At 59.1% G+C, this 20,004-nt stretch carries 14 protein-coding genes; 11 read left to right on the plus strand and 3 right to left on the minus strand.

The features are described from left to right. The first annotated feature begins 38 nt into the window (after positions 1 to 38). The 5 genes from Q9S52_RS03900 to Q9S52_RS03920 all read left to right on the plus strand — a co-directional run bounded on the left by Q9S52_RS03900 (position 39) and on the right by Q9S52_RS03920 (position 8,144). Complete coding sequence (locus Q9S52_RS03900; RefSeq protein ID WP_300828825.1) at positions 39 to 2,636, plus strand: outer membrane protein assembly factor; 2,598 nt, start codon at positions 39 to 41, stop codon at positions 2,634 to 2,636. Between the two features lie 67 nt (positions 2,637 to 2,703). Next, positions 2,704 to 3,234, plus strand: a complete 531-nt coding sequence (locus Q9S52_RS03905; protein ID WP_304708225.1) for an OmpH family outer membrane protein — start codon at positions 2,704 to 2,706, stop codon at positions 3,232 to 3,234. A 97-nt stretch (positions 3,235 to 3,331) separates the two neighbouring features. Beyond that, the gene (gene murI, locus Q9S52_RS03910) at positions 3,332 to 4,144 is read left to right on the plus strand and encodes a glutamate racemase (RefSeq protein ID WP_304708226.1); all 813 of its coding nucleotides are present in this window, start codon (positions 3,332 to 3,334) and stop codon (positions 4,142 to 4,144) included. A gap of 6 nt (positions 4,145 to 4,150) precedes the next feature. Continuing rightward, positions 4,151 to 7,489: a DNA translocase FtsK gene (locus Q9S52_RS03915; RefSeq protein ID WP_304708227.1), complete on the plus strand. Its 3,339-nt coding sequence runs from the start codon at positions 4,151 to 4,153 to the stop codon at positions 7,487 to 7,489. 22 nt (positions 7,490 to 7,511) lie between these two features. Next, a complete protein-coding gene (locus Q9S52_RS03920) occupies positions 7,512 to 8,144 on the plus strand; it encodes an outer membrane lipoprotein carrier protein LolA (RefSeq protein WP_304708228.1) in 633 nt (210 codons plus the stop codon). A 320-nt stretch (positions 8,145 to 8,464) separates the two neighbouring features. Here Q9S52_RS03920 and Q9S52_RS03925 read toward each other — a convergent pair whose 3' ends face one another. Next, entirely contained in the window at positions 8,465 to 9,052 is a 588-nt protein-coding gene (locus Q9S52_RS03925) for a superoxide dismutase (protein WP_294592103.1), read from the minus strand. A gap of 94 nt (positions 9,053 to 9,146) precedes the next feature. Between Q9S52_RS03925 and Q9S52_RS03930 the strand changes: the two genes are divergently transcribed. From Q9S52_RS03930 to Q9S52_RS03945, 4 genes are all read left to right on the plus strand, one after another. Then, on the plus strand, positions 9,147 to 10,325 hold the full coding sequence (locus Q9S52_RS03930; protein ID WP_304708229.1) for an ABC transporter substrate-binding protein: 1,179 nt from the start codon (positions 9,147 to 9,149) through the stop codon (positions 10,323 to 10,325). A gap of 31 nt (positions 10,326 to 10,356) precedes the next feature. Beyond that, complete coding sequence (locus Q9S52_RS03935) at positions 10,357 to 10,965, plus strand: RNA polymerase sigma factor (protein ID WP_304708230.1); 609 nt, start codon at positions 10,357 to 10,359, stop codon at positions 10,963 to 10,965. Between the two features lie 92 nt (positions 10,966 to 11,057). Continuing rightward, positions 11,058 to 11,528, plus strand: coding sequence for a hypothetical protein (locus Q9S52_RS03940; protein WP_300730522.1), 471 nt, complete (start codon positions 11,058 to 11,060; stop codon positions 11,526 to 11,528). Positions 11,529 to 11,672: 144 nt separating this feature from the next. After that, positions 11,673 to 12,059 (plus strand): Spy/CpxP family protein refolding chaperone, encoded by a 387-nt coding sequence (locus Q9S52_RS03945; protein WP_304708231.1) that lies wholly within the window; start codon positions 11,673 to 11,675, stop codon positions 12,057 to 12,059. A gap of 251 nt (positions 12,060 to 12,310) precedes the next feature. Here Q9S52_RS03945 and mtaB read toward each other — a convergent pair whose 3' ends face one another. Together mtaB and Q9S52_RS03955 are read right to left on the minus strand one after the other, a co-directional pair. Continuing rightward, complete coding sequence (gene mtaB, locus Q9S52_RS03950) at positions 12,311 to 13,651, minus strand: tRNA (N(6)-L-threonylcarbamoyladenosine(37)-C(2))-methylthiotransferase MtaB (RefSeq protein WP_304708232.1); 1,341 nt, start codon at positions 13,649 to 13,651, stop codon at positions 12,311 to 12,313. A 1,201-nt stretch (positions 13,652 to 14,852) separates the two neighbouring features. Then, positions 14,853 to 17,585 carry a putative LPS assembly protein LptD gene (locus Q9S52_RS03955; protein WP_304708233.1) on the minus strand — a complete coding sequence of 911 codons (2,733 nt, stop codon included), beginning with the start codon at positions 17,583 to 17,585 and terminating at the stop codon, positions 14,853 to 14,855. A gap of 158 nt (positions 17,586 to 17,743) precedes the next feature. Between Q9S52_RS03955 and Q9S52_RS03960 the strand changes: the two genes are divergently transcribed. Further along, positions 17,744 to 19,018, plus strand: coding sequence for an N-acetylmuramoyl-L-alanine amidase (locus Q9S52_RS03960; RefSeq protein ID WP_304708234.1), 1,275 nt, complete (start codon positions 17,744 to 17,746; stop codon positions 19,016 to 19,018). A 48-nt stretch (positions 19,019 to 19,066) separates the two neighbouring features. Then, a complete protein-coding gene (locus Q9S52_RS03965) occupies positions 19,067 to 20,002 on the plus strand; it encodes an MlaD family protein (RefSeq protein ID WP_304708235.1) in 936 nt (311 codons plus the stop codon). Positions 20,003 to 20,004 lie beyond the last annotated feature (2 nt).

Here is a 20,004-nt window from a genome sequence, read left to right on the forward strand (position 1 = left end):
GTCAAAAGAGACAAGACCGAACACTGAGACGCATGAGGATGGTAAGACGACTGATTTTCGCAACGATACTGATCGTGACAACGGGAGCCGTATCTATTGCCCGCGGGCAGCAGATCGCCGCTCCCGACTCCATATTCCGGGTCATGAGTTCCATGATGCCGATCTACGACTCCCTGCTCGGCCAGTCGGTCGACCGGGAGCTCGACGCCTTGCCGCGGGTCGATTTCAAAGCCCAGCCGAAACCGTATGTCGTCGGTAAAATCCGCGTGCACGGGGCTCTGGCGGTCGATCCCCAGATGATCGTCGACAACCTCGGGATTGCGGTCGGCGACACCATCACGATTCCGGGAGAGGCCATTACGATCGCCACGCGGGGATTGCTCGACCGGCGGTTCTTCGCCAATATGAAAGTCGGAACTACGATTCGCGACCGGGATACGGTCGATCTCGACCTCTACGTGCGCGAGAAGCTGCAGGTGCGCGGCTGGGACTTCGTCGGCGTCAAGGGGAGCGAACGGAAAGACCTCGAAGAGAAACTCCGGCTGAGGCAGAATGCCGAACTGTCGGACTACCTGCTGACCACCTGCATGAACCTCATCCGGAAATACTACGACGAAAAGGCCTTCCGGAACGCCAAAATCGACTACACGGTGACGCCGGATTCGCTGGTCAAGACGGCGGTGATCGTCCACTTCAACATCGACCGCGGCGACAAGGTGCGGATCGGCGAGATTCAGTTCGCCGGAAACGACCACCTCTCGGCCAAAAAGCTGGCCCGCTCGATGAAGAAGACACACAAGGTGAGTATCAACATCTTCCGCAGCTCCAAATTCAACGAAAAAGATTTCGAAGAGGATTTGGAAAAGGTGCGGAACTACGCCAAATCGCAGGGGTATCGCGATGCCGAGATCGTTGCCGACTCGCTCTACCCCATTCCCGGCAAACCGAAGCGGATGGGGATCTACATCAAACTCAAGGAGGGGAACAAATACCACTACCGGAACATCAGTTGGTTAGGCAACACCCTCTATCCGACGGAGACCTTGGCGCGGACGATCGGCCTGAAATCAGGAGACGTGTACGACAGCGAGACGATGAACACCCGGCTCAACGGACAGATGCCGACCGACATGTCGATCGCGAATACCTATAAGGATCAGGGATATCTGGCCTTTATGGCGGATCCGGTGGAGACGGTCGTGCCGGGAGACTCGGTGGACGTCGAGATCCGGATTATCGAGGGGAGCCAGTTCCGGATCAAGAACGTTACCTTCGACGGGAATACACGGACGAACGACCATGTGATCCGTCGCGAACTCTCGACCATGCCGGGCGAACTCTACAGCCAGGCTTTGTTGATGCAGACCTACCAGCGGCTGGCGACCATGGGACAGTTCGACGCCGCCACGCTGATGCCGAACGTCAATCCGAACGTACAGCAGGAGCTGGTGGACATCAACTACTCGCTGACCGAGGTGCCCAACGACAAACTCGAACTCTCCGGGGGTTGGGGCGCCGGGATGTTTATTGCCTCTGTAGCAGTCAATTTCACCAACATCTCGTTGCGCAGCTTCTTCAACAAAAAGGCCTGGCGACCGTATCCGGCGGGAGACAACCAGACCATCGGGCTCCAGGTGCAGACCAACGGGAGCTACTATCGGGCACTGTCGGTGAACTTCATCGAACCGTGGCTCGGAGGGCGGAAACCGACCTCGCTCTCGGTATCGTTCTACACCTCGCGCGAGACCAACGCCTATCATCTGGGACAGAAAGCGACGGCCCACTTCGGAACCATCGGCGGAACGGTCGGAATCGGGAAACGGCTCAACTGGCCGGACCAATACTTCGTCTTGTCGGCGGGACTGACGATGCAGACCTACAACCTCTATAACTGGGACTACTTCATCGTCAAGGACGGGAGCTGCAACACGCTGGCGCTCAATTTGGGATTGTCGCGCAACTCGGTGGACGACATTCAGCAATACCCGACCCGGGGATCGAAATTCGACATTTCGGCGGCGCTGACTCCGCCGTGGTCGGCATTCGACGGGAAGGACTACAGCAAGCCCATGACCGACCGCGAACGCTACAAATGGATCGAATACCACAAGTGGCAGCTGAATGCCCAATGGTTCGTGCCGCTTTCGAGCAACAACAAACTGGTGCTGATGGCGCGGGCGCAGTTCGGATACCTGGGACATTACGACAAGAACAAGCCCTCGCCGTTCGAAGGGTTCCAGATGGGGGGGGACGGATTGTCGGGCTACAGTATGTACGGGGTGGAGACCATCGGGTTGCGCGGGTACAAAAACAATGCCTTGACTCCGATGGCGGATTACGGGATTTACGCCCGGATATTCAGCAAATACACCGTCGAAGTACGTTATCCGCTGGTGCGGACGGCGGGAACTTTGGTCTATGCACTGGCTTTCGGCGAAGCGGGGAACGCTTTTACCGAACTCAAAGAGTTCAAACCGTTCAGCCTGAAACGGTCGGCAGGGATCGGGCTGCGGGTCTTCCTGCCTTACCTCGGGATGCTCGGGATCGACTGGGGGTACGGCTTCGACCAGACCTCCGACTCGAACGGAAAGGCTGCGGGGAGCAAATTCAGCTTCTCGCTCGGCCAGACTTTCTAATCTCGAAAAAAAGCACGATGTTTGCATAGAGAAACCAATCGGAAAACAAAATAACACATATCACACCATGAAAATTGCAAAGAAATCCCTCTTCGTCGCGGCTGCGGCGGCACTCTTGTTTATCGGCACCGGGATGGCGAATGCACAGCAGAAGTTCGGCTACATCAACTCGCAGGAACTGATCGCAGCGATGCCGGAAAGCGACTCGGTGCGGGTACAGCTGGCACAGCTCAGCAACGACCTCGAAAGCCAGTTCACCTCGATGCGCGAAGAAATGACAAAAAAAAGCACCGAGTTTACCAACGGGCTCAGCACCATGTCCGAAACCATCCGGAAACAAAAGGAGAAAGAGTTGTTCGATCTGCAAACCCGCTTGGAAGAGTTCCAGCAGTCGGCCCAACAGGAGCTCAACAACAAACAGATGGAACTCTTCCGTCCGGTGATGGAAAAGGCACAGGCGGCGGTCGTGAAAGTAGGTAAGGAACAGGGATTGACGGCTGTGTTCGATCTCGTTGCGGGGGCTTTGGCCTACTACAACGAATCGGAGATGATCAACGTGCTGCCGTTGGTGAAGAAATCGCTCGGGATTACGAAATAATCGGATTTCCGATTCGATACCTGACGGACGCCGCCGAAAATTTTCGACGGCGTCCTCCTTTTTCGTATCTTTGTTACCCGTAAAACCCGACGCACGCATGCACCCCGACTTTCGCTCCCCCATCGGCATCATCGACTCCGGCATGGGCGGCATCAGCATCCGGACCGCCCTTGTCCGGGCGATGCCTCACGAGGAGACGATCTACTGGGCCGATACCGCCCACTGTCCGTACGGCGGGAAAGCACGGAAAGAAATCGTGCAGTTGGTGCGGGCCGGAGTCGAGACCTTGCTGACGGAGGGGGTCAAGATCATCGTCGTGGCCTGCAATACCGCTACGACGGCGGCTATTGCGACACTCAGGGAGGAGTGGCCGGAGATGCCTTTCGTCGGCCTGGAACCCGCCGTGAAACCGGCGGCCGAGACGACGCGGAGCGGTATTATCGGCGTGCTCGGCACCGAATTTACCGTCCGCAGCGAGATGTTCCGGACTACGGCCCGGCGATATGCCTCGGGCGTGCGGGTCATTCCGGTGGCCGGGAACGGACTGGTCGAAGCAGTCGAACAGGGACTCGAAGAGGCGCCGGAGACGGAGCGATTGCTGCGCGGCTATATCGAACCGCTGTTAGCGGCGGGAGCGGATCGGCTGGTACTCGCCTGCACCCACTTTCCGCTGCTCGCGCCCCAGATCGAACGCATCATCAACGGACGCGATATGCGCCTGATCGATCCGGCAGAGGCCATTGCGCGGCACACGAAAGAGATTTTAGCCACATCCGGCCTGCTTTACGAACCGGACGGAGCCACGACAGAGGCTCCGACACACCATTTTATCAGCACCGGCGGAACCGAAGCAGCCGAACGACTGCAGCTCCGCGCCGAACAATACGCCGCCCGACTGCGGAAGCGATAACACCCTATGGCCACCGGCAAACGACAAACCGACGAACTCGTCCGACGCGCACAGCGCGATCGGGAACTCCGCCGCAAACCGGCGGAGCGCTCCGGTGCGTCCTCCCCGGATCGGCTCCGGACGGAGCGGGTGCAACGGGTGACCAGCCGGCGGACGGCTTCAACGGAGGCTTCCGATAACAGCCGGGCCCGGCGGGACTACTCACCTGCCGCCACCCGCAAGGCCTCTTCGTCACGATCGGGCGCGGCGACCCCGACGAATCGAGCCAAAACGAAGCCGACCACCCGACCCTCCTCCTCCAACAATAAAACGGCGAAACCGACCAAACGTCCCGCGTCGCGGATCGATCCGGAGAGTCAGGATAACCACACCGACCGGTATATCTGGCTCAGCCTGATCCTGCTCTTCCTGTCGGGCTATCTGGCCGTTTCGACCTTCTCTTACCTCATCTACTGGGACGTAGACCAGAACATCGCGACGTGGAGCAACCTCTTCGTCGATGTGCGGCAGGACGCCCTGAACTGGGGAGGACGCATCGGAGCTATTCTCGCACAAAGCATCATCGGCCGCTGGTTCGGCATCTTCGGTGAACTCGTGCCGGTCATCCTCTTCTGCATCGCGCTCAAATTGCTGCGGGTAAGGGCTTTGCGGATCCGGCGCGTTATCCGATCGCTCATCCTGCTGATGATCGTCGGGTCGATCGGCGCAGGACACTTCTTCGGCCCCGACCCGCAAATTATCGGCTCCGGATGGGGCGGAGCTCACGGCATCTTTATCGCCCAATGGCTCAACGCCATGATCGGATACGAAGGGACGTCGCTGCTGATTATCGCAGCGTTCGTAGGGATTCTCTACTACGCCAATCATTTAGCCATCCGGCAAGCCGTTTCGAAATACCGGGCATACGCCCGGCGCAAACGTGAAGAGCGACACGTGCGGCAAGAGCTGGAACGTTTGCAGGCCCGGAAAAAGATGATGCGCCTCAAGGCAGAGGCGGAAGTCCGGCGGCAGGCATTGGCCGAACAACAACCGGCCCCAGGAATGGATGCGGAACCGGCGACACCGCCGACCGATGGGGAGGCGAAACCGGCTCCTGCTGTCGCAGAGACCGCAGCCGAAGCTGCGCCGCAGAACGAACCGGAAACGGTGCCTCTTCCTCCGCCCGTCTACGAACAGCCGCCTTTGGCGATGGAGATGATGGGAACGGAGATCGAGCCGGATGCGCCGATGTATCCGGAGTACCCGATACAGAACGGAGGGTATTCGCCTTTCGTCGATCCGAACTGGACGGCACAGGAGAGTGCGTTCACCTACGAGACCGCTTATCGGCCCGAGGCGGCTGAACGGGCACGTCTGGTACAGAACTACGACGGTTCGTGGGGCTACCTGATGGGCTACGACGAGTGGAGCCAGCCCATCATCTACTCGTTCGACTGGCAGAGCTACTATTACGATCCGTATCGTTACTCGGCCTCGATCGCACCGCCTGTTCCGACAGGGATCGTGCCGGAAAGAACGGAAGCGGTGGAAGAAGAGGTACCGTTCACCGTCGCGACGCGACCGATAGACGAACCGGCTATGCCGCCTTCCATGTCGGCACCGACACCGGTAACGGAAACGGAAAAACCGGCGACTACGGCACGAAAAATACCTTTGCAGCCGACGGTCGAGGAGCCGATTGTGGCTCCGCAGCGACCGGTCTTCACACCCGAACCGACGACCGAAAGACAGCCGGAACTGCATGCGACGGAGGGGGAAGAGGAGACGGGGAGTTTCATCGTCGAGCAGCCGGAAGAGGAGCAGGTGGAGGACGAAGTGATCAACAACAGCGACCTGTACGATCCGACTTTGGAACTGTCGCACTACCGGAAACCGCCGATCGAGCTGCTGGACGACCATACGAAACGGGTGGTCGTCACCGACCAGGAGTTGGTCGAGAACAAGAACCGGATCGTCACGACGCTCGAAAACTTCGGCATCCGGATCGACACGATCGAAGCGACGATCGGGCCGACGGTGACGCTGTACGAGATCGTTCCGGCGCCCGGGGTGCGGATCAGCAAGATCAAAAATCTCGAAGACGACATCGCGTTGAGCCTTTCGGCATTAGGGATACGAATCATCGCGCCGATTCCGGGCAAGGGGACGGTGGGGATCGAGGTGCCGAACAAAAACAAGGAGGTCGTCTCGATGTACTCGGTCATCAAATCGCCGCGATTCCACGACTCGCGGGCCGACCTGCCGGTGGCGCTCGGAAAGACGATCCAGAACGAAACATTCGTCTTCGACCTCGCCAAGATGCCCCACCTGTTGGTGGCCGGGGCGACGGGACAGGGGAAATCGGTCGGGCTGAACGCCATCATCACCTCGCTCCTGTACAAGAAACATCCGGCCGAACTGAAATTCGTGCTGGTGGACCCGAAAAAGGTCGAACTAACGCTGTACTCCAAGCTCGAAAAGCACTTCCTCGCCAAGATGCCGACCGAGGACGAGGCGATTATCACCGACACGCAGAAGGTCATCTACACCCTCAACTCGCTGTGTATCGAAATGGACGCCCGGTACGACCTGCTGAAGGCGGCCAAGGTGCGGAACATCAAGGAGTACAACGAAAAGTTCATCAACCGGCGGCTCAATCCGGAAAAGGGACATCGGTTCCTGCCCTACTTCGTGGTGATCGTGGACGAGTTCGCCGACCTGATTATGACCGCCGGGCGGGAGATCGAAACTCCGATTGCCCGAATCGCCCAGCTGGCACGAGCGGTGGGGATTCACCTGATTATCGCGACCCAGCGACCGACGACAAATATCATTACGGGGGTGATCAAGGCCAATTTCCCGGCACGGATCGCGTTCCGGGTGACCAGTATGATCGACTCGCGGACGATTCTCGACCAGCCGGGAGCCAACCAGCTGGTAGGACGCGGGGATATGCTCATCTCCACGGGGAGCGAAGTTACACGCGTGCAGTGCGCCTTTATCGATACGCCTGAAGTCGAGCGGATTACGGATCACATCGAGCACCAACAGGGCTATCCGTCGGCTTACGAACTGCCGGAATACACGCCGGAGGGCGACGACTCATCGTCTTCTGCGGCGAGCGGCGATGTGCTGGCCAAACGGGACTCGCTGTTCGAGGAGGTGGCACGCTACGTGGTGGCCAATCAGCAGGGTTCGGCTTCGACCATTCAGCGCAAATTCTCGATCGGGTTCAACCGGGCAGGACGGCTGATCGACCAGTTGGAGGCTGCCGGCATCGTGGGGCACAGCGAGGGAGGCGGGAAACCGCGACAGGTATTGGTCACCGATCCGATGTCGCTGGAGATGATCCTCGACAACCTATAACCCATTGCGATTCAAGCTGTTTATGAAACGTTTTCTCCTCCTTTCGATCCTTTTCCTGAGTTTCGCCGCCGTCCGGGCCGACCAGCATTCGGAAACGCTGCTGAACGCTGTGCGCACGAAAATTCAGTCCTACAAGAGCTATCGGGTGGGCTTCACCGCCACGATTGAAGGCGAGGGGACGACGGCAGGAACCTTGACGGTGAGCGGTAGGCGATTCGCCGCCTCGGTTTTCGGACAGGAGCTCTATTATGACGGGACGACGCTGTGGAACTACCTGCCGAAGGCACAGGAGGTGACTGTCGAGCAGCTCGATCCGGCCGATCCGAACATCCTTTCCAATCCGGCGAAGTTAATGAACGTCGATCCGAAAGATTTCGAACACAGCTCTTTACCGGCCATCACGACGACGCAGGGAAAGAAATTGCAGGTGGTGAATTTGAAACCGAAACAGACGACGGCGGATTACACGGCTCTGACGCTTTACATCGATCCGGCGACCTCGCTGCCGGTACGCATCTCGATCGCGGCGACGGGAAACGATCGCCCGATCGAGCTGCAAATCAAAGAGTGGAAAGTCAACATTCCGGTAACGGACAAGACGTTCCGTTTCGATCGGGCTTCGCACCCGGACACCGAAATCATCGATTTTCGGTAAGTTTATCGGATCATGGGTATCCGGTTTGATCGCCGAGCGACACCGCCCCGGGCTACCGCAACTCCGGATTGGGCATAACGGGCGGTAACGGCGAATACGGTTACGGTTGGTCTGCGTCTACCCAAGAGAACAATGGAATGTTTCTGAATTTCGGCCCGACAAATTTCGATTCTTCCCATACAAACCATCGTGCTTACGGTCTTCAGTTGCGTTGCCTCTCGGAATAAACGGCGCCGGCACGAAAAAAGGCCGTCTTTCACCCCTGTCCGGTCGAAACCGACAGCCGACGAAAGATAGCCCGTAATGTACAAAGGCCCGCCCTACAACGTATCCTCGTACCGTTTTTCGATCACCTTCCAATCCACCAGATTCCAGAAAGCCGCCAAATAGTCCGGCCGACGATTCTGGTAGTCCAGATAATAGGCGTGTTCCCAGACATCCGCCGTGAGCAGCGGAATCGCCCCGTCACGCAACGGATTCTTCGCATTCGGCCCCTGAGTGATCGCCAGCCGTCCGTCCGCATCGACCGACAACCAGGCCCAACCCGATCCGAACAATGTCGCTCCCGCCTTGGCGAACCCTTCGCGGAAAGCCTCGAAAGAGCCGAAATCGCGGTCGATCGCCGCCCGCAGCAGACCGCTCGGTTCATGCTGCCCGTTCGGCGCCAGCTGGAAGAAAAAGAAGATATGATTCCACGCCTGTGCCGCATTGTTGTAGATCGCCCCGTCCGCCTTGCGGACAATCTCCTCCAACGTGTCGTTTTCGAGCGGCGTCCCCTCGATCAACCCATTGAGGTTGTTGATATACGCCGCCTCGTGTTTCCCCCAGTGGAATTCGAGCGTGCGCGCGCTCATGGTCGGTTCGAGCGCATTGAGCGCATACGGTAAAGCAGGAAGTTCGAATTTCATAACGAATAGAATGTTTATAGTGTGAAACGATGATTGGTGTTTATTTCCCTCCTAAAGCAAACTTCGTTCCAAACCCATTCACTATATTTGTCGTATGAAGTTCGACAACCCCATCCTCAGAACCATTCGGGCCTCCATCCTCTCTTGTGCGGTGCTTTCGGGAGTCGTTTCGTGCGGCGGGCCTTCGGGCGAAAGAGGCGGAGCGGACGACACCACCGCCTGGGCGCCGATTTATCGAAGCCGGTATGCCGAGCGGTTCGAACTGCTGGGCGACACGCTGAACGACGACCGTTCCACACTGCTGCGGGTGCGCAATCCGTGGCAGGGGGCGGAAAATACGGTGTACGATTACAGGCTGGTTCCTGACACGGCGGCCACGGTGCGGGAAGGAGAGATCCGATATCCGATCCGGTCGGCCGTCTGCATGTCTTCGACCCACGTCGCGTTTTTGGACGCGCTCGGCGAGGTCTCGGTAGTCAGGGGCGCGTCGGGAATCGACTTCATCGCCAACCCGGCGGTACATACCGGAGCCGTGAAAGAGGTGGGCTACGACACGAACCTCGACTTCGAAACCATCGTCGCGCTACGGCCCGACGTCGTCTTCATCTACGGCGTGGGGGGCGAGCACACGGCGGTGACGAAGTTGCGGCAGCTGGGGCTGCCGGTGGTCTATATCGCCGACTATCTGGAGAACGATCCGCTGGGCCGGGCGGAGTGGATCGTGCCGTTCGGTTTGCTGACCGGGAAACTGAACGAAGCGATCTTGTATTTCAACCGAATCGAGGCGCGTTACCGGGAACTGGCCACCCGGATTCCGGCGTCGGACAGTTCGGCCGTGGGGCGCCCCAAAGTGATGCTGAATGCGCCGTATCGCGACGTCTGGTACCTGCCGGGAGATCGGAGCTATATGGCCCGATTGGTGCGCGAGGCGGGAGGCGACTACCTCGGCCGGGGGACGGACAACGACGCCAGCCGGCCGGTGAGCGCCGAACACGCCTGGGTGCTGATGCAGGAGGCGGACTATTGGCTGGCGCCGGGGATGGCGCAAAACCTGGCGCAGCTGAAAGCGGACAATCATCGTTTCGCCGGGCTGCCAGTGGTGCGCGAGGGACGGGTCTTCAACAACAATGCGCGGATCACGCCGAAGGGAGGGAGCGACTTCTGGGAATCCGGCGTCGTGCGACCGGATCGCGTGCTGGCCGACCTGATCCGTATTCTCCACCCGGAACTCCTGCCCGAACACGAACTCTACTACTTCCACCGCTTGAAATAACCCCGCTCGTCTACCGGGAAAAGAATCGACCATGACCGCTACCGACGACACCCGACTGCTCGACCGCCTCCGCTCCGCCGACCCGACGGAACGCGAAGCCGCGTTCGTCGAACTGGTCGATCGGTACAGTCAACGGATCTACTGGACGGTGCGGAAACTGGTCGTGAGCCACCACGACACCGATGACGTCGTCCAGAACGTCTTCCTGAAGGGTTGGAACGCCGTGGGCGACTTTCGGGGCGATTCGGGACTCTTCACGTGGCTCTATCGCATTGCGATCAACGAGTCGCTGAGCCTGCTGCGCAGCCGGCGGTCAGGACTTTTCGCCTCCTTAGACGACGGAGGCGCGGGGTTCGACCGCATCGCGGGGAGCGAAGGGCTGATCGACGGTGAGGGCATCGAACGGGCCTTGGCGCGGGCGGTCAGTCGGCTGCCGGCCAAACAACGGGCCGTCTTCACGCTGCGGTACTGGGACGAAATGCCTTACGAAGAGATGTCTGCGGTACTGGAGACATCGGTGGGCGCTTTGAAGGCTTCGTACCACCACGCGGCGGCAAAGGTCGAACGGTGGGTGCGGGAAGAGTGGTCGGGTTCGGACTTCACCCCGACTCTCGATGAGACTTCCGACTCGGGGGAATAATCGGCTCCGGGCCATAAAATAATTTCCGCCCGGGATTAAACTCCGCTCCGGGCCGAGCGTCAAAGGGACAAAGCAACGCAGAAATCGCACACATGAACACGCCTCGGAACATATCGTCGCACACGCCTCGGCAAGGGCATCCGTATCGGGTGCCGGAGGGCTATTTTGCGGAGTTGCGGAACACGCTGCGCGAACGGGTCGCGGAAGACTCGGCTGCGGAGAGGGTTGCGGCTGTGGGGGGAAGTCGGTGGGGGCGGCTCGGACGGATGGCGGGTTTGGCGGGGGCGTTCGGTTGTCTGGTGCTTTTCGCGACCGTCGGATTCTATTTCACGGGATATCGGGCACAGCAGCGCGAGTTATTGGTACAGGAGGGGCAGACGAGCGAGACGCTGTTGGGATACCGGCTCTACTCCGAAGACATCGAAGAGTTGCAGGACTACTTGTCGGATGAGGACGATGGGACGCAGCAGACGTTGCTGGCGGAGGCGGTGACCGACTATCTGGACATCTACGGATACGGCGGGGTCGATCTCGCGGATCTGCTGGAAAACGACAACGAATAATTTCAAGCTATTTTTCTGAAAATGAACCGCATATTTACATCTAACGGCTCCTTTCGGAGCACACTCTTTCGCTGTGCGGGAGGATTTCTGGGGGGGCTGATTATCTTATGTGTTTCGGGAACCGGGGCGCAGGCACGGGAAACGATGCCGCAGCAGGAACGGCCGCCTCAGGCCGATGAAATCAGAGAGCTGAAAATCGGCTTTTTCAGCGATGCGCTGCAACTCACTCCGGAGCAATCGCAACGTTTCTGGCCGGTTTACAACGAATATTGGAGCGCCCGGCGGGAGTTGGGCCGGAAACGGCATGCGGCACATCGGGCGATCCGGGAGGGGCGCGATGCGGAGCGGCAGTTCGAAATCGTACTGGGGGTTATGGATGCCGAGCGGAAATTGATGGCGGATTACATGGCGAAATTCCGTCAGATTTTGCCGGCGGACAAGGCGGTACGGGTTTTCGTGACCGATGAGGATTTCAAAAACTTCCTGATCCGGAAGGTGACGCGGAAAGCGCCGCCGGAGACACGGAAATAGGAGTCGCATCCCGCGCCGGGCTGCCGCAACACTCATTTAGGCGAACCCAGTGGTATCGGCCAGGGTGGTTACAATTGGTCTTCGTCAGCCTGTAATATCTTTGGTGTGAGTCTGGATTTCTATACGACAAGTCTTCTCTCGAGCAGCACATACAACCGTGCCCGCGGTCTTCCGTTGCGTTGCCTCTCGGAATAAACGAGCCCACAGGGCGTTCTACCGGCAGCCTCTACCCCAAGCAACAGGCAACCTCTCTACCCTATCTCGAGCGGCCGACCCGACAAACACTCCTCGCCGCCCGCATATCCGGACGACGTCGTCCGACCCTCTCCCAGTTCGACCGCCACGATCCGGTTCACCACCTCCGATCGATACGGCATCGCGACCCGGATATAATTGTCCGTAAATCCGACCATCTGTCCCTCCCGCACCGTCGACTCGAAAAGCACCGGACGAACCGAACCGACGAAACGGTCGTAAAACGCTCCGTGCAACCGGGCCGACAACTCGCCCAGCCGTTCCACCCGCCGCGCGGCCTCTTGCGGCGAAACGCGATCCGGCAGCTCCGCCGCCGGCGTCCCCGGCCGCACCGAATACGGGAAGATATGGAGAAACGCCGGTCGTATCCGCTCGGCAAGAAAACGATACGCCGCCTCGAAATCCGCCTCCGTCTCGCCCGGAAACCCTACAATCACATCCACTCCGACAAACGCATCCGGCATCGCCTCGCGCACCCGGTCGAGCCGTTCCGCAAACCGCGCCGTATCGTACCGCCGACGCATCATCCGCAACACCCGATCCGTCCCCGCCTGCAACGGGATATGGAAATGGGGCATAAACTTCGCAGACTGAGCGCAAAATGCGATCACTTCATCCGTCAGGAGGTTCGGCTCGATGGAGGATATCCGGTAGCGGTCGATCCCTTCGACCTCCTCCAGCGCACGGATCAAATCCAGGAAACGTTCGCCGGTCGTCCGACCGAAATCCCCGATATTCACCCCCGTCAGCACCACCTCTTTCACTCCACGGAACGCGATTTCGCGCGCCTCGGCCACCAGCTCCGACACGGGGATATTGCGACTGGCGCCCCGGGCATCCGGAATCGTGCAATACGCACACCGGTAATCGCATCCGTCCTGCACTTTCAGAAACGCCCGGGTACGGTCCCCGACGGAAAAAGCCGCAAAAAACGATCGAATCTCCTCAGCGGCGCAGGCATGTACTTCGACCGTCCGCTCGCCTCGCCCCAATAGTCCGGCCACCTGGTCGTAAAGCATTCCTTTCTCGTGATTTCCCGTCACGATATCCACCCCTTGGATCCGGGCCAGCTCCTGAGGCCGCAGCTGGGCATAACATCCGGTCACGGCAACGATGGCTCCGGGGTGTTCCCGTACTGCTTTCCGAACGATATTCCGGCATTTCTTCTCGGCATGTTCCGTGACCGCACAGGTATTGATCACGCAGATATCGGCTCGTTCTCCCTTTCCGGCCCGCACGAAACCGCCCTCTTTGAACTGTCGGGCAATGGTTGCCGTTTCGGAAAAGTTGAGTTTGCAACCGAGGGTATAGAAAACCACTTTTCGAAGTGTATTCATATCTTTTTCAAGGGATTGACCGAAAAAATCGGTTATAGAGAGGTTTCCCGCCCCGGACTTCCGCAGCGCCGGTTCGGGCGAACCGGCAAACGTCGGTTACGAGGGTGCTGTCTGGTCGGTTTCGACCAATGGGACGAACGGCATTTATTTGCGTTTCGTCATGGAGGCTGTCCAGCCCAGTCACTGGTACTACCGCACTTACGGTCGTCAGTTGCGTTGCCTCTCGGAATAAACGCCGCGGGCCCGCGGTGGGCAATGGGCTGGAGCTACCCCTATTCTAACTTGATAGCGGGTCGGACGCCCGGGAGGAACGGCAACTCTCGACGCGGAGCGGCGTGTTGCGGGCCGCCCGTGGGCAGGCGGCCGGCCCGCGCGGTTCTTCAAACCGCAACTACAACGCCCCATTCTGTACTGTTCGTCCATTCTTCCTCGGGCGCGCCCCCCGGCGCCCGCCTTCGGCGTTCGCTGCGCGCCGAAGACGGCGATTCTCTGAATCGCGCTATTCGCTCTCGGCCTATAGTAGTTCGCCGCCAGCGGTGAGCAGCAACGAGCACCGACGAGTTGCAGCCCTCCGCCTGCCGGGGCGGCGGACTGCGCGGCTCTAAGAGCCGCAGAAGCTCGGCCCATTTGGTTTCGGACTTTCGTCCAATTCTGTCGGGTGCGGGCTGCGGCGTCCGGCCCGGGCATCGAAGATGCCCCGCCGCAAGCCCGGCGGCTCTGCGAGCCGCAAAAGCTCAGCCAACAGCTCGGCCCAGCGCGGCTCGAAAACCGTAACCGGTTTTCGAGCCCAAAGAACAGTCACAGCCCCAAGCACAGCCCAGTTCTCTGCCCCGTGTCAGCCTCACTGCGGCTCCGCTTTCGCTCCGCCGCTTTTTCGCGCGCCTTGGGAAATCTTGTCAAAACACGCAAGCGAGTTTTGACTATTTCCCTCTTAAGGCGTGGCGCGCGGTCGAGCTTTGATCCACTTCTATCAAACTCGCGCCTACGCGATTCAACTATATTTGGTTATCACCGAAATAGTTGAATCGCTCCTTTAGCGGGGCGCGCGGCTTTGACTACAGGAGGAGACTGCGCTCAGGCCGCGCGGGCCCCACGTCCCGTGGACGGGAAATGCTTACGCATTTCAACTGGCAGCCTCTACCCCCGTTCTTTGTCCACACGCAGACAACCTCTCCAAATACACGAGCCTCCGTCCACCACGCTAATAAGTGTAATAGTTGTCAATAAAGCTATTGCTCTTCTTATACTTGATGAAGTCGGACAACAGTGCGGATTTCGCCCGCAGCGAGAAAGTCCAGCTCTGGCGGAAACCGATCGGAACCCACGACAACGTAGCCTGGAAACAGTGCATGTCACGCCGGATCAGCACCGTCCCCGGCGTCAATTTCTTCATCTCGAAGTCATACCCGGCCCCGAACTCCACCGCCCACTTCTCCGTCAGGTTCACCGACCCGTTGAAACTCACCGTCTGAGACCGCGTAATCCGATTGCCCGGCCGGCTGAAACTGAAACTGTAATTGAACGAAAAACTCCACGGAATATTGAAATCATAGTACTGCGTGGCCAGCAACTGCGCCCGCCGCATCGCCGCCGCATACTGATTCTCCGTCTGGTTGAAAAATCCGCCGTTCCGATTCGGATCGTTCATCGCCGCATTGACATCGCTCAACGTGCTGTTGTCCGGATTGTTGCTCGCCGCCGGCCCCGAAGAGCCGCCCGTCGTGCGCCGCGCTTTCGAACTGAACCCATAACTGAACCCCGTATTGAACGAGGTCAGCCGCGCCAGCCCCTTGCCGTGCGCCGCCACGTAGCGATTGATCCGCCGCCCCGTTTCGTCCACCATATACGGGTCGAACGAAGCATTGATATTCAGACTCACCCCCTTGAAGAGCGTCGTCCGAGCGGTGACCGAGAAGACACTGAGTTTCAGAGAGTCGGCCAGAAAATTGTACCCCGAACTGATATTGAACGCCTCCAGAATCTTGATTTTCCGGAAGCCGCTCGTATCCCGCGCGCTGGGCACTTTCATCTCCAACGTATTCCCGATACTGAACCCCAGCGACATGCTCTCGCCGTTCCCCGGCACCCCGTACATTTCGTTGGCGAACGGCGAATAGGTCGTCGTCCCACCATGCTTGTCGCTCTGGATCGTACGATAATAGCCGTACCGCTCCTTCCCGAAGTTCGGCGCATACGAGAAGCTGACGCTCGGCGTCATCACATGCCGCAATTTAATTTTCCCTTTCCGCCCGAGCTCATACATCCCGTAAAGCCGCGTATTGGCCGACAGCGACGCCGCATAGTTGTAGACCCGATAGAACCCGTGCGTGGTATCGGTATTTTCGACCCGTTCGGTCTCCGGATTCCAGTCCTGATAAATCTTGCGGAAATACCACCGTTCGGTGTAGTTGAACCCCGGCGTCACGTTCAGGTATTTCAGGACGTTGAACGAAGCGTTCACCGGCAATTGGTGCTGGAATCCGAACCGCATCCGTTCGAACATATCCCGTTTCATGAACTCGTCCTGCTTGAAGTTCGAGACGCTGTTCGAGAAATTGGTCTGGAACGTGAAGGCGATCTTTTCGTACCACCGCTCCTTGCCCATCACATTTTTCCGTTTGAAGGGATTGATCCGCGTGACGTTGAAGACGAAGGTCGGCAAGGTGAGCGACATGCTGCTGTCACGCATATTCTGGCTGTGGCTGGCGTTCATTGAGAACGAGAACGGTTTCCCGACCCAGTTTTTGGAGTAGGCGATCGATGAACTGGTCTGCGACGAGAGGTAGTCGTTCATGTTCGTCGCGTTGTAGCGGTTGTACTTGCTCGTGGAGTAGTTGACGCTGGCCGAGAAGGTCGAATTGGGCCGGAACTTCGGATCCTGCTGGTGCGTCCACCGGATCTGCATGTTCTGCTGATTGACGTAGTCCGCACTCCCCTTCTCGCCGAAAATGTCTTTGGCGAAATCGAACTGGAAATTCCCGTTGAACTTATACCGCCGCCGATAGCTCGACGCCGCTCCCGCCTGCCACGAGCCGAGGGTGTAGATGCCCCCGGTCAGTTTCAGGTCGACGTAATCGTTGAAAACGAAGTAGAAGCCCCCGTCGCGCAAGAAGAAACCTTTGACCACCTCCTCGCCGACCGACGGGATGATGAAGCCCGAATGCCGGGCCCCCTGCTGCGGAAAGAAGCCGAACGGCACCCCGAGCAGATAGATCGGCACGTCTTCGACCACCATATAAGCCGGCCCGAAGACCACTTTTTTCTTCGGTTCGACCGTCCCTTTGGTCATCTGGAGGTAGAAGTGCGGACACTCCGCATCGCACGTCGTGTACCGCCCCCCTTTCATGTGCAGCACATCGTCAGGCATCTTCTTGACCAGCCCGCCGGAGATGATCCCCTCGCCCTCGCGGGTATATCCTCCCCAGATCAGTGCCTTCTTGGTGTCGATGTTATAACGCACGGAGTCGAGTTCGTAATCCGTATCCGACTGGCTGAACTTCGGCCGCACGTACTTTTCGGAGAGGGTATCGACATACCCCCACGCCGCCACGTTTTTTTCGTCCAGATTGAGTTTGATGTGTTCCGCCTCGACCTTCAGGTCGGTATATTCGACCCGCCCGTTGCCGTACATATTGAGATTCCCCGACCGCACGTCGTAGACCAACGAGTCCCGTTGTTTGAACGTGACCCGCTCCGAGAGCGTACTCCCGCGCCTCTTCCGCTCGCCGAGCACCGCCGGCAAGGTGTCCCTTCCCGTCGCCACACTGTCCGCCACTGCCGCCGTATCCGCCCGATCCGCCGCCACCGGAGGCAAGGTATCGAACAGCGAGGCGATGTCCGGCAGCGTGTCCCGTTTCACCGAATCGGCCGCCGCAGCCGACCGAACCGCAGCCTCTGCCACCGGCGTCGGAAACGCCGTAACAACCGCCCCCACCCATAGCAGAAACGCAAAAAGAGTTCGTTTTCGTAGTGCCGCGCGCAAAATTCCGATGAAAATAGGTTATTTTTGTCCTTCGTTCCCCCGCACTTCGCCGAGCCGCGAAGCGACTTGCAAAAATAACGGAATTTCGGGGAATCGCAAAGCAGTACGGCATGAAGCTCCGCACCCACCTCAGGAACGTATTTTTCCTCCTGCTCAGTATGCTGCCCCCGCTCGGCGGGGCGGCCCGCGCCGCACAGGAGGAGACCACCGGCGCCGTGCGGTGTATCGTCATCGACCCCGGACACGGCGGCAAAGACCCCGGAGCGGTCGGAAACGGGCAACAGGAGAAGGCGATCAACTTAGGGATCGCTCTGAAACTCGGCCGGCTCATCGAGAAGCAGCTGCCGGACGTGCGGGTGGTCTACACGCGGCGCGACGACCGTTTCATCGCGCTGGACGAACGGAGCAAAATCGCCAAACAGGCCGACGGCGACCTCTTCGTCTCGATCCACACCAACTCCAGCCCGAACCGGAACGCGGCGGGCACCGAAACGTTCGTCATGGGGGAGGACAAGGGCAACGAGAACCTCTCGGTCGTGATGCGCGAAAACGCCGTGATCGGCCTCGAGGCGGACTACACTTCGCGGTACGAGGGCTACGACCCGAACTCCTCGGAGTCGCTGATCCTCTTCTCGCTGATGCAGTACGCCTACCGGAGCCAGAGTTTTTCGCTGGCGCAACAGATTCAGGATCAATACGTCGCCCGGGCCAAACGGCAGAACAAAGGGGTCAAACAGGCGGGATTTCTCGTCCTGTGGCGCACGCCGATGCCGAGCGTGCTGACCGAGGTGGGATTCATTTCGAACCCGGCGGAAGCTAAATATTTAGGATCTCAGACGGGACAGGAGGAGATCGCCGCCGCGCTGTTCCGGGCAGTGAAAGCGTACAAGACACAGACCGACAGCCGCGCCCTCGCCACTCCGCCGCCGACGAAAAAAGAACCGGCTGCGGCACCGAAAAAGCCTCAGCAACCGGCTCCGAGACCAACCCACAAACCTGCTCGGGAGACGAATACCGACACGCCGGACTTCCCGGTGAAAACACCTGCCCGGAAACCGGCCCCCCGACCGGCGGAACGCCCGGTCGCAACTCCGGCGCCGACCGCCCGACCGCGACCGACCCAACGACGGGATGTCGTCTACCGCATCCAGCTCAAAAGCGCGCTCGCCCGGATGCGGATCAGCCGCACCGAGTTCGGGCCCTATGCCGACCACATCACCGAAATGCGGATCGACGGGCGCTACAAATATTTCTACGGAAAGTGTTTTTCTTACGAAGAAGCGTTACTTTTGCAAAAAGAGGTGCGTCGCACCTTTCCGGATGCATTTATGGTCGCATTCCGGCACGACGAGCCGATTCCGCTGGCCGAAGCCATCGGACGGTGATTCGACGTGCCGGGATCTCCTGCGTCTCCGGCCGATAGACAGAATACGATGAAAAAGAAAAAATTCTCGCGCGAAGCGCGGATCGGGATGTTCGGCATCGCCATGTTGCTGTTGCTTTATCTCGGTATCAACTACATCAAAAGCCGCGACATTTTCAGCCGCGACAATACGTATTACGCCGTGTACGACAACTCGGACGGTATCGAGGCTTCGTCACCGGTCACGATCAAGGGATTCCGGGTGGGGACGGTCGAACAGGTGTGGTACGATGTGGAGACGGGTAAAGTCGTCACCGAATTTTCCGTCAAACGCGACTACCCCATACCGACCGACTCTAAGGCCAAGATTACCAGCGCTTCGCTGATGGGGGCCAAGGTGATCGACCTGCAACTGGGCTCCGAAAAAAGCACGCTGACGGACGGCGACACCATTCGGTCGCTGATGGAACAGGGCATCCTGCAAATGGTCAATACCGAGTACGACCAGCTCAAGGAGATGGCGACGACGCTCGTTACGCGCATCTCGAAGGCGCTGGACGGGATCAATGCGGTGCTGAGCGAGGAGAATGTAGCCAATCTGTCGGGCGTGCTGGCCCACGCCAACTCGATCAGCGGCAATCTGGACGCGATGGTGGCGGGAAATTTACGGCAGACGCTGGCCGACCTGAACCGCTTGTCGAGCCAGCTGGCCGAAGCGGCGCCGCATATGACCGATATCGTCGAACGGGTCGAAGGGATGGCCGACACGCTGAGCGTCGGACTGCCGACCTTGCTGAACGACGCGACGACGGCGGTGAAACGGCTCGACGATGCGCTCGCGGCGATCAATAACGCGGAGGGGAGCGCAGGAAAACTGATCTACGACCGGCAACTGTACGACAATCTGACCCAGGCGTCGAACGATCTGACCTTTTTGTTGCAGGACATGAAGGCTCGGCCGGGACGGTATATCCACTTCTCGGTATTCGGCAGAAAGAACGACTGACC

Source organism: uncultured Rikenella sp., from assembly GCF_948810725.1.
In the GTDB taxonomy this organism is placed as follows: Bacteria; Bacteroidota; Bacteroidia; order Bacteroidales; family Rikenellaceae; genus Rikenella.

Excerpts from the sequence above, each read along its gene's own strand:
- Q9S52_RS03900 (WP_300828825.1), top strand. The coding sequence starts at position 39 with ATGGTAAGACGACTGATTTTCGCAACGATACTGATCGTGACAACGGGA.
- Q9S52_RS03905 (WP_304708225.1), top strand. The coding sequence starts at position 2,704 with ATGAAAATTGCAAAGAAATCCCTCTTCGTCGCGGCTGCGGCGGCACTC.
- murI (WP_304708226.1), top strand. The coding sequence starts at position 3,332 with ATGCACCCCGACTTTCGCTCCCCCATCGGCATCATCGACTCCGGCATG.
- Q9S52_RS03915 (WP_304708227.1), top strand. The coding sequence starts at position 4,151 with ATGGCCACCGGCAAACGACAAACCGACGAACTCGTCCGACGCGCACAG.
- Q9S52_RS03920 (WP_304708228.1), top strand. The coding sequence starts at position 7,512 with ATGAAACGTTTTCTCCTCCTTTCGATCCTTTTCCTGAGTTTCGCCGCC.
- Q9S52_RS03925 (WP_294592103.1), bottom strand. The coding sequence starts at position 9,052 with ATGAAATTCGAACTTCCTGCTTTACCGTATGCGCTCAATGCGCTCGAA.
- Q9S52_RS03930 (WP_304708229.1), top strand. The coding sequence starts at position 9,147 with ATGAAGTTCGACAACCCCATCCTCAGAACCATTCGGGCCTCCATCCTC.
- Q9S52_RS03935 (WP_304708230.1), top strand. The coding sequence starts at position 10,357 with ATGACCGCTACCGACGACACCCGACTGCTCGACCGCCTCCGCTCCGCC.
- Q9S52_RS03940 (WP_300730522.1), top strand. The coding sequence starts at position 11,058 with ATGAACACGCCTCGGAACATATCGTCGCACACGCCTCGGCAAGGGCAT.
- Q9S52_RS03945 (WP_304708231.1), top strand. The coding sequence starts at position 11,673 with ATGCCGCAGCAGGAACGGCCGCCTCAGGCCGATGAAATCAGAGAGCTG.
- mtaB (WP_304708232.1), bottom strand. The coding sequence starts at position 13,651 with ATGAATACACTTCGAAAAGTGGTTTTCTATACCCTCGGTTGCAAACTC.
- Q9S52_RS03960 (WP_304708234.1), top strand. The coding sequence starts at position 17,744 with ATGAAGCTCCGCACCCACCTCAGGAACGTATTTTTCCTCCTGCTCAGT.
- Q9S52_RS03965 (WP_304708235.1), top strand. The coding sequence starts at position 19,067 with ATGAAAAAGAAAAAATTCTCGCGCGAAGCGCGGATCGGGATGTTCGGC.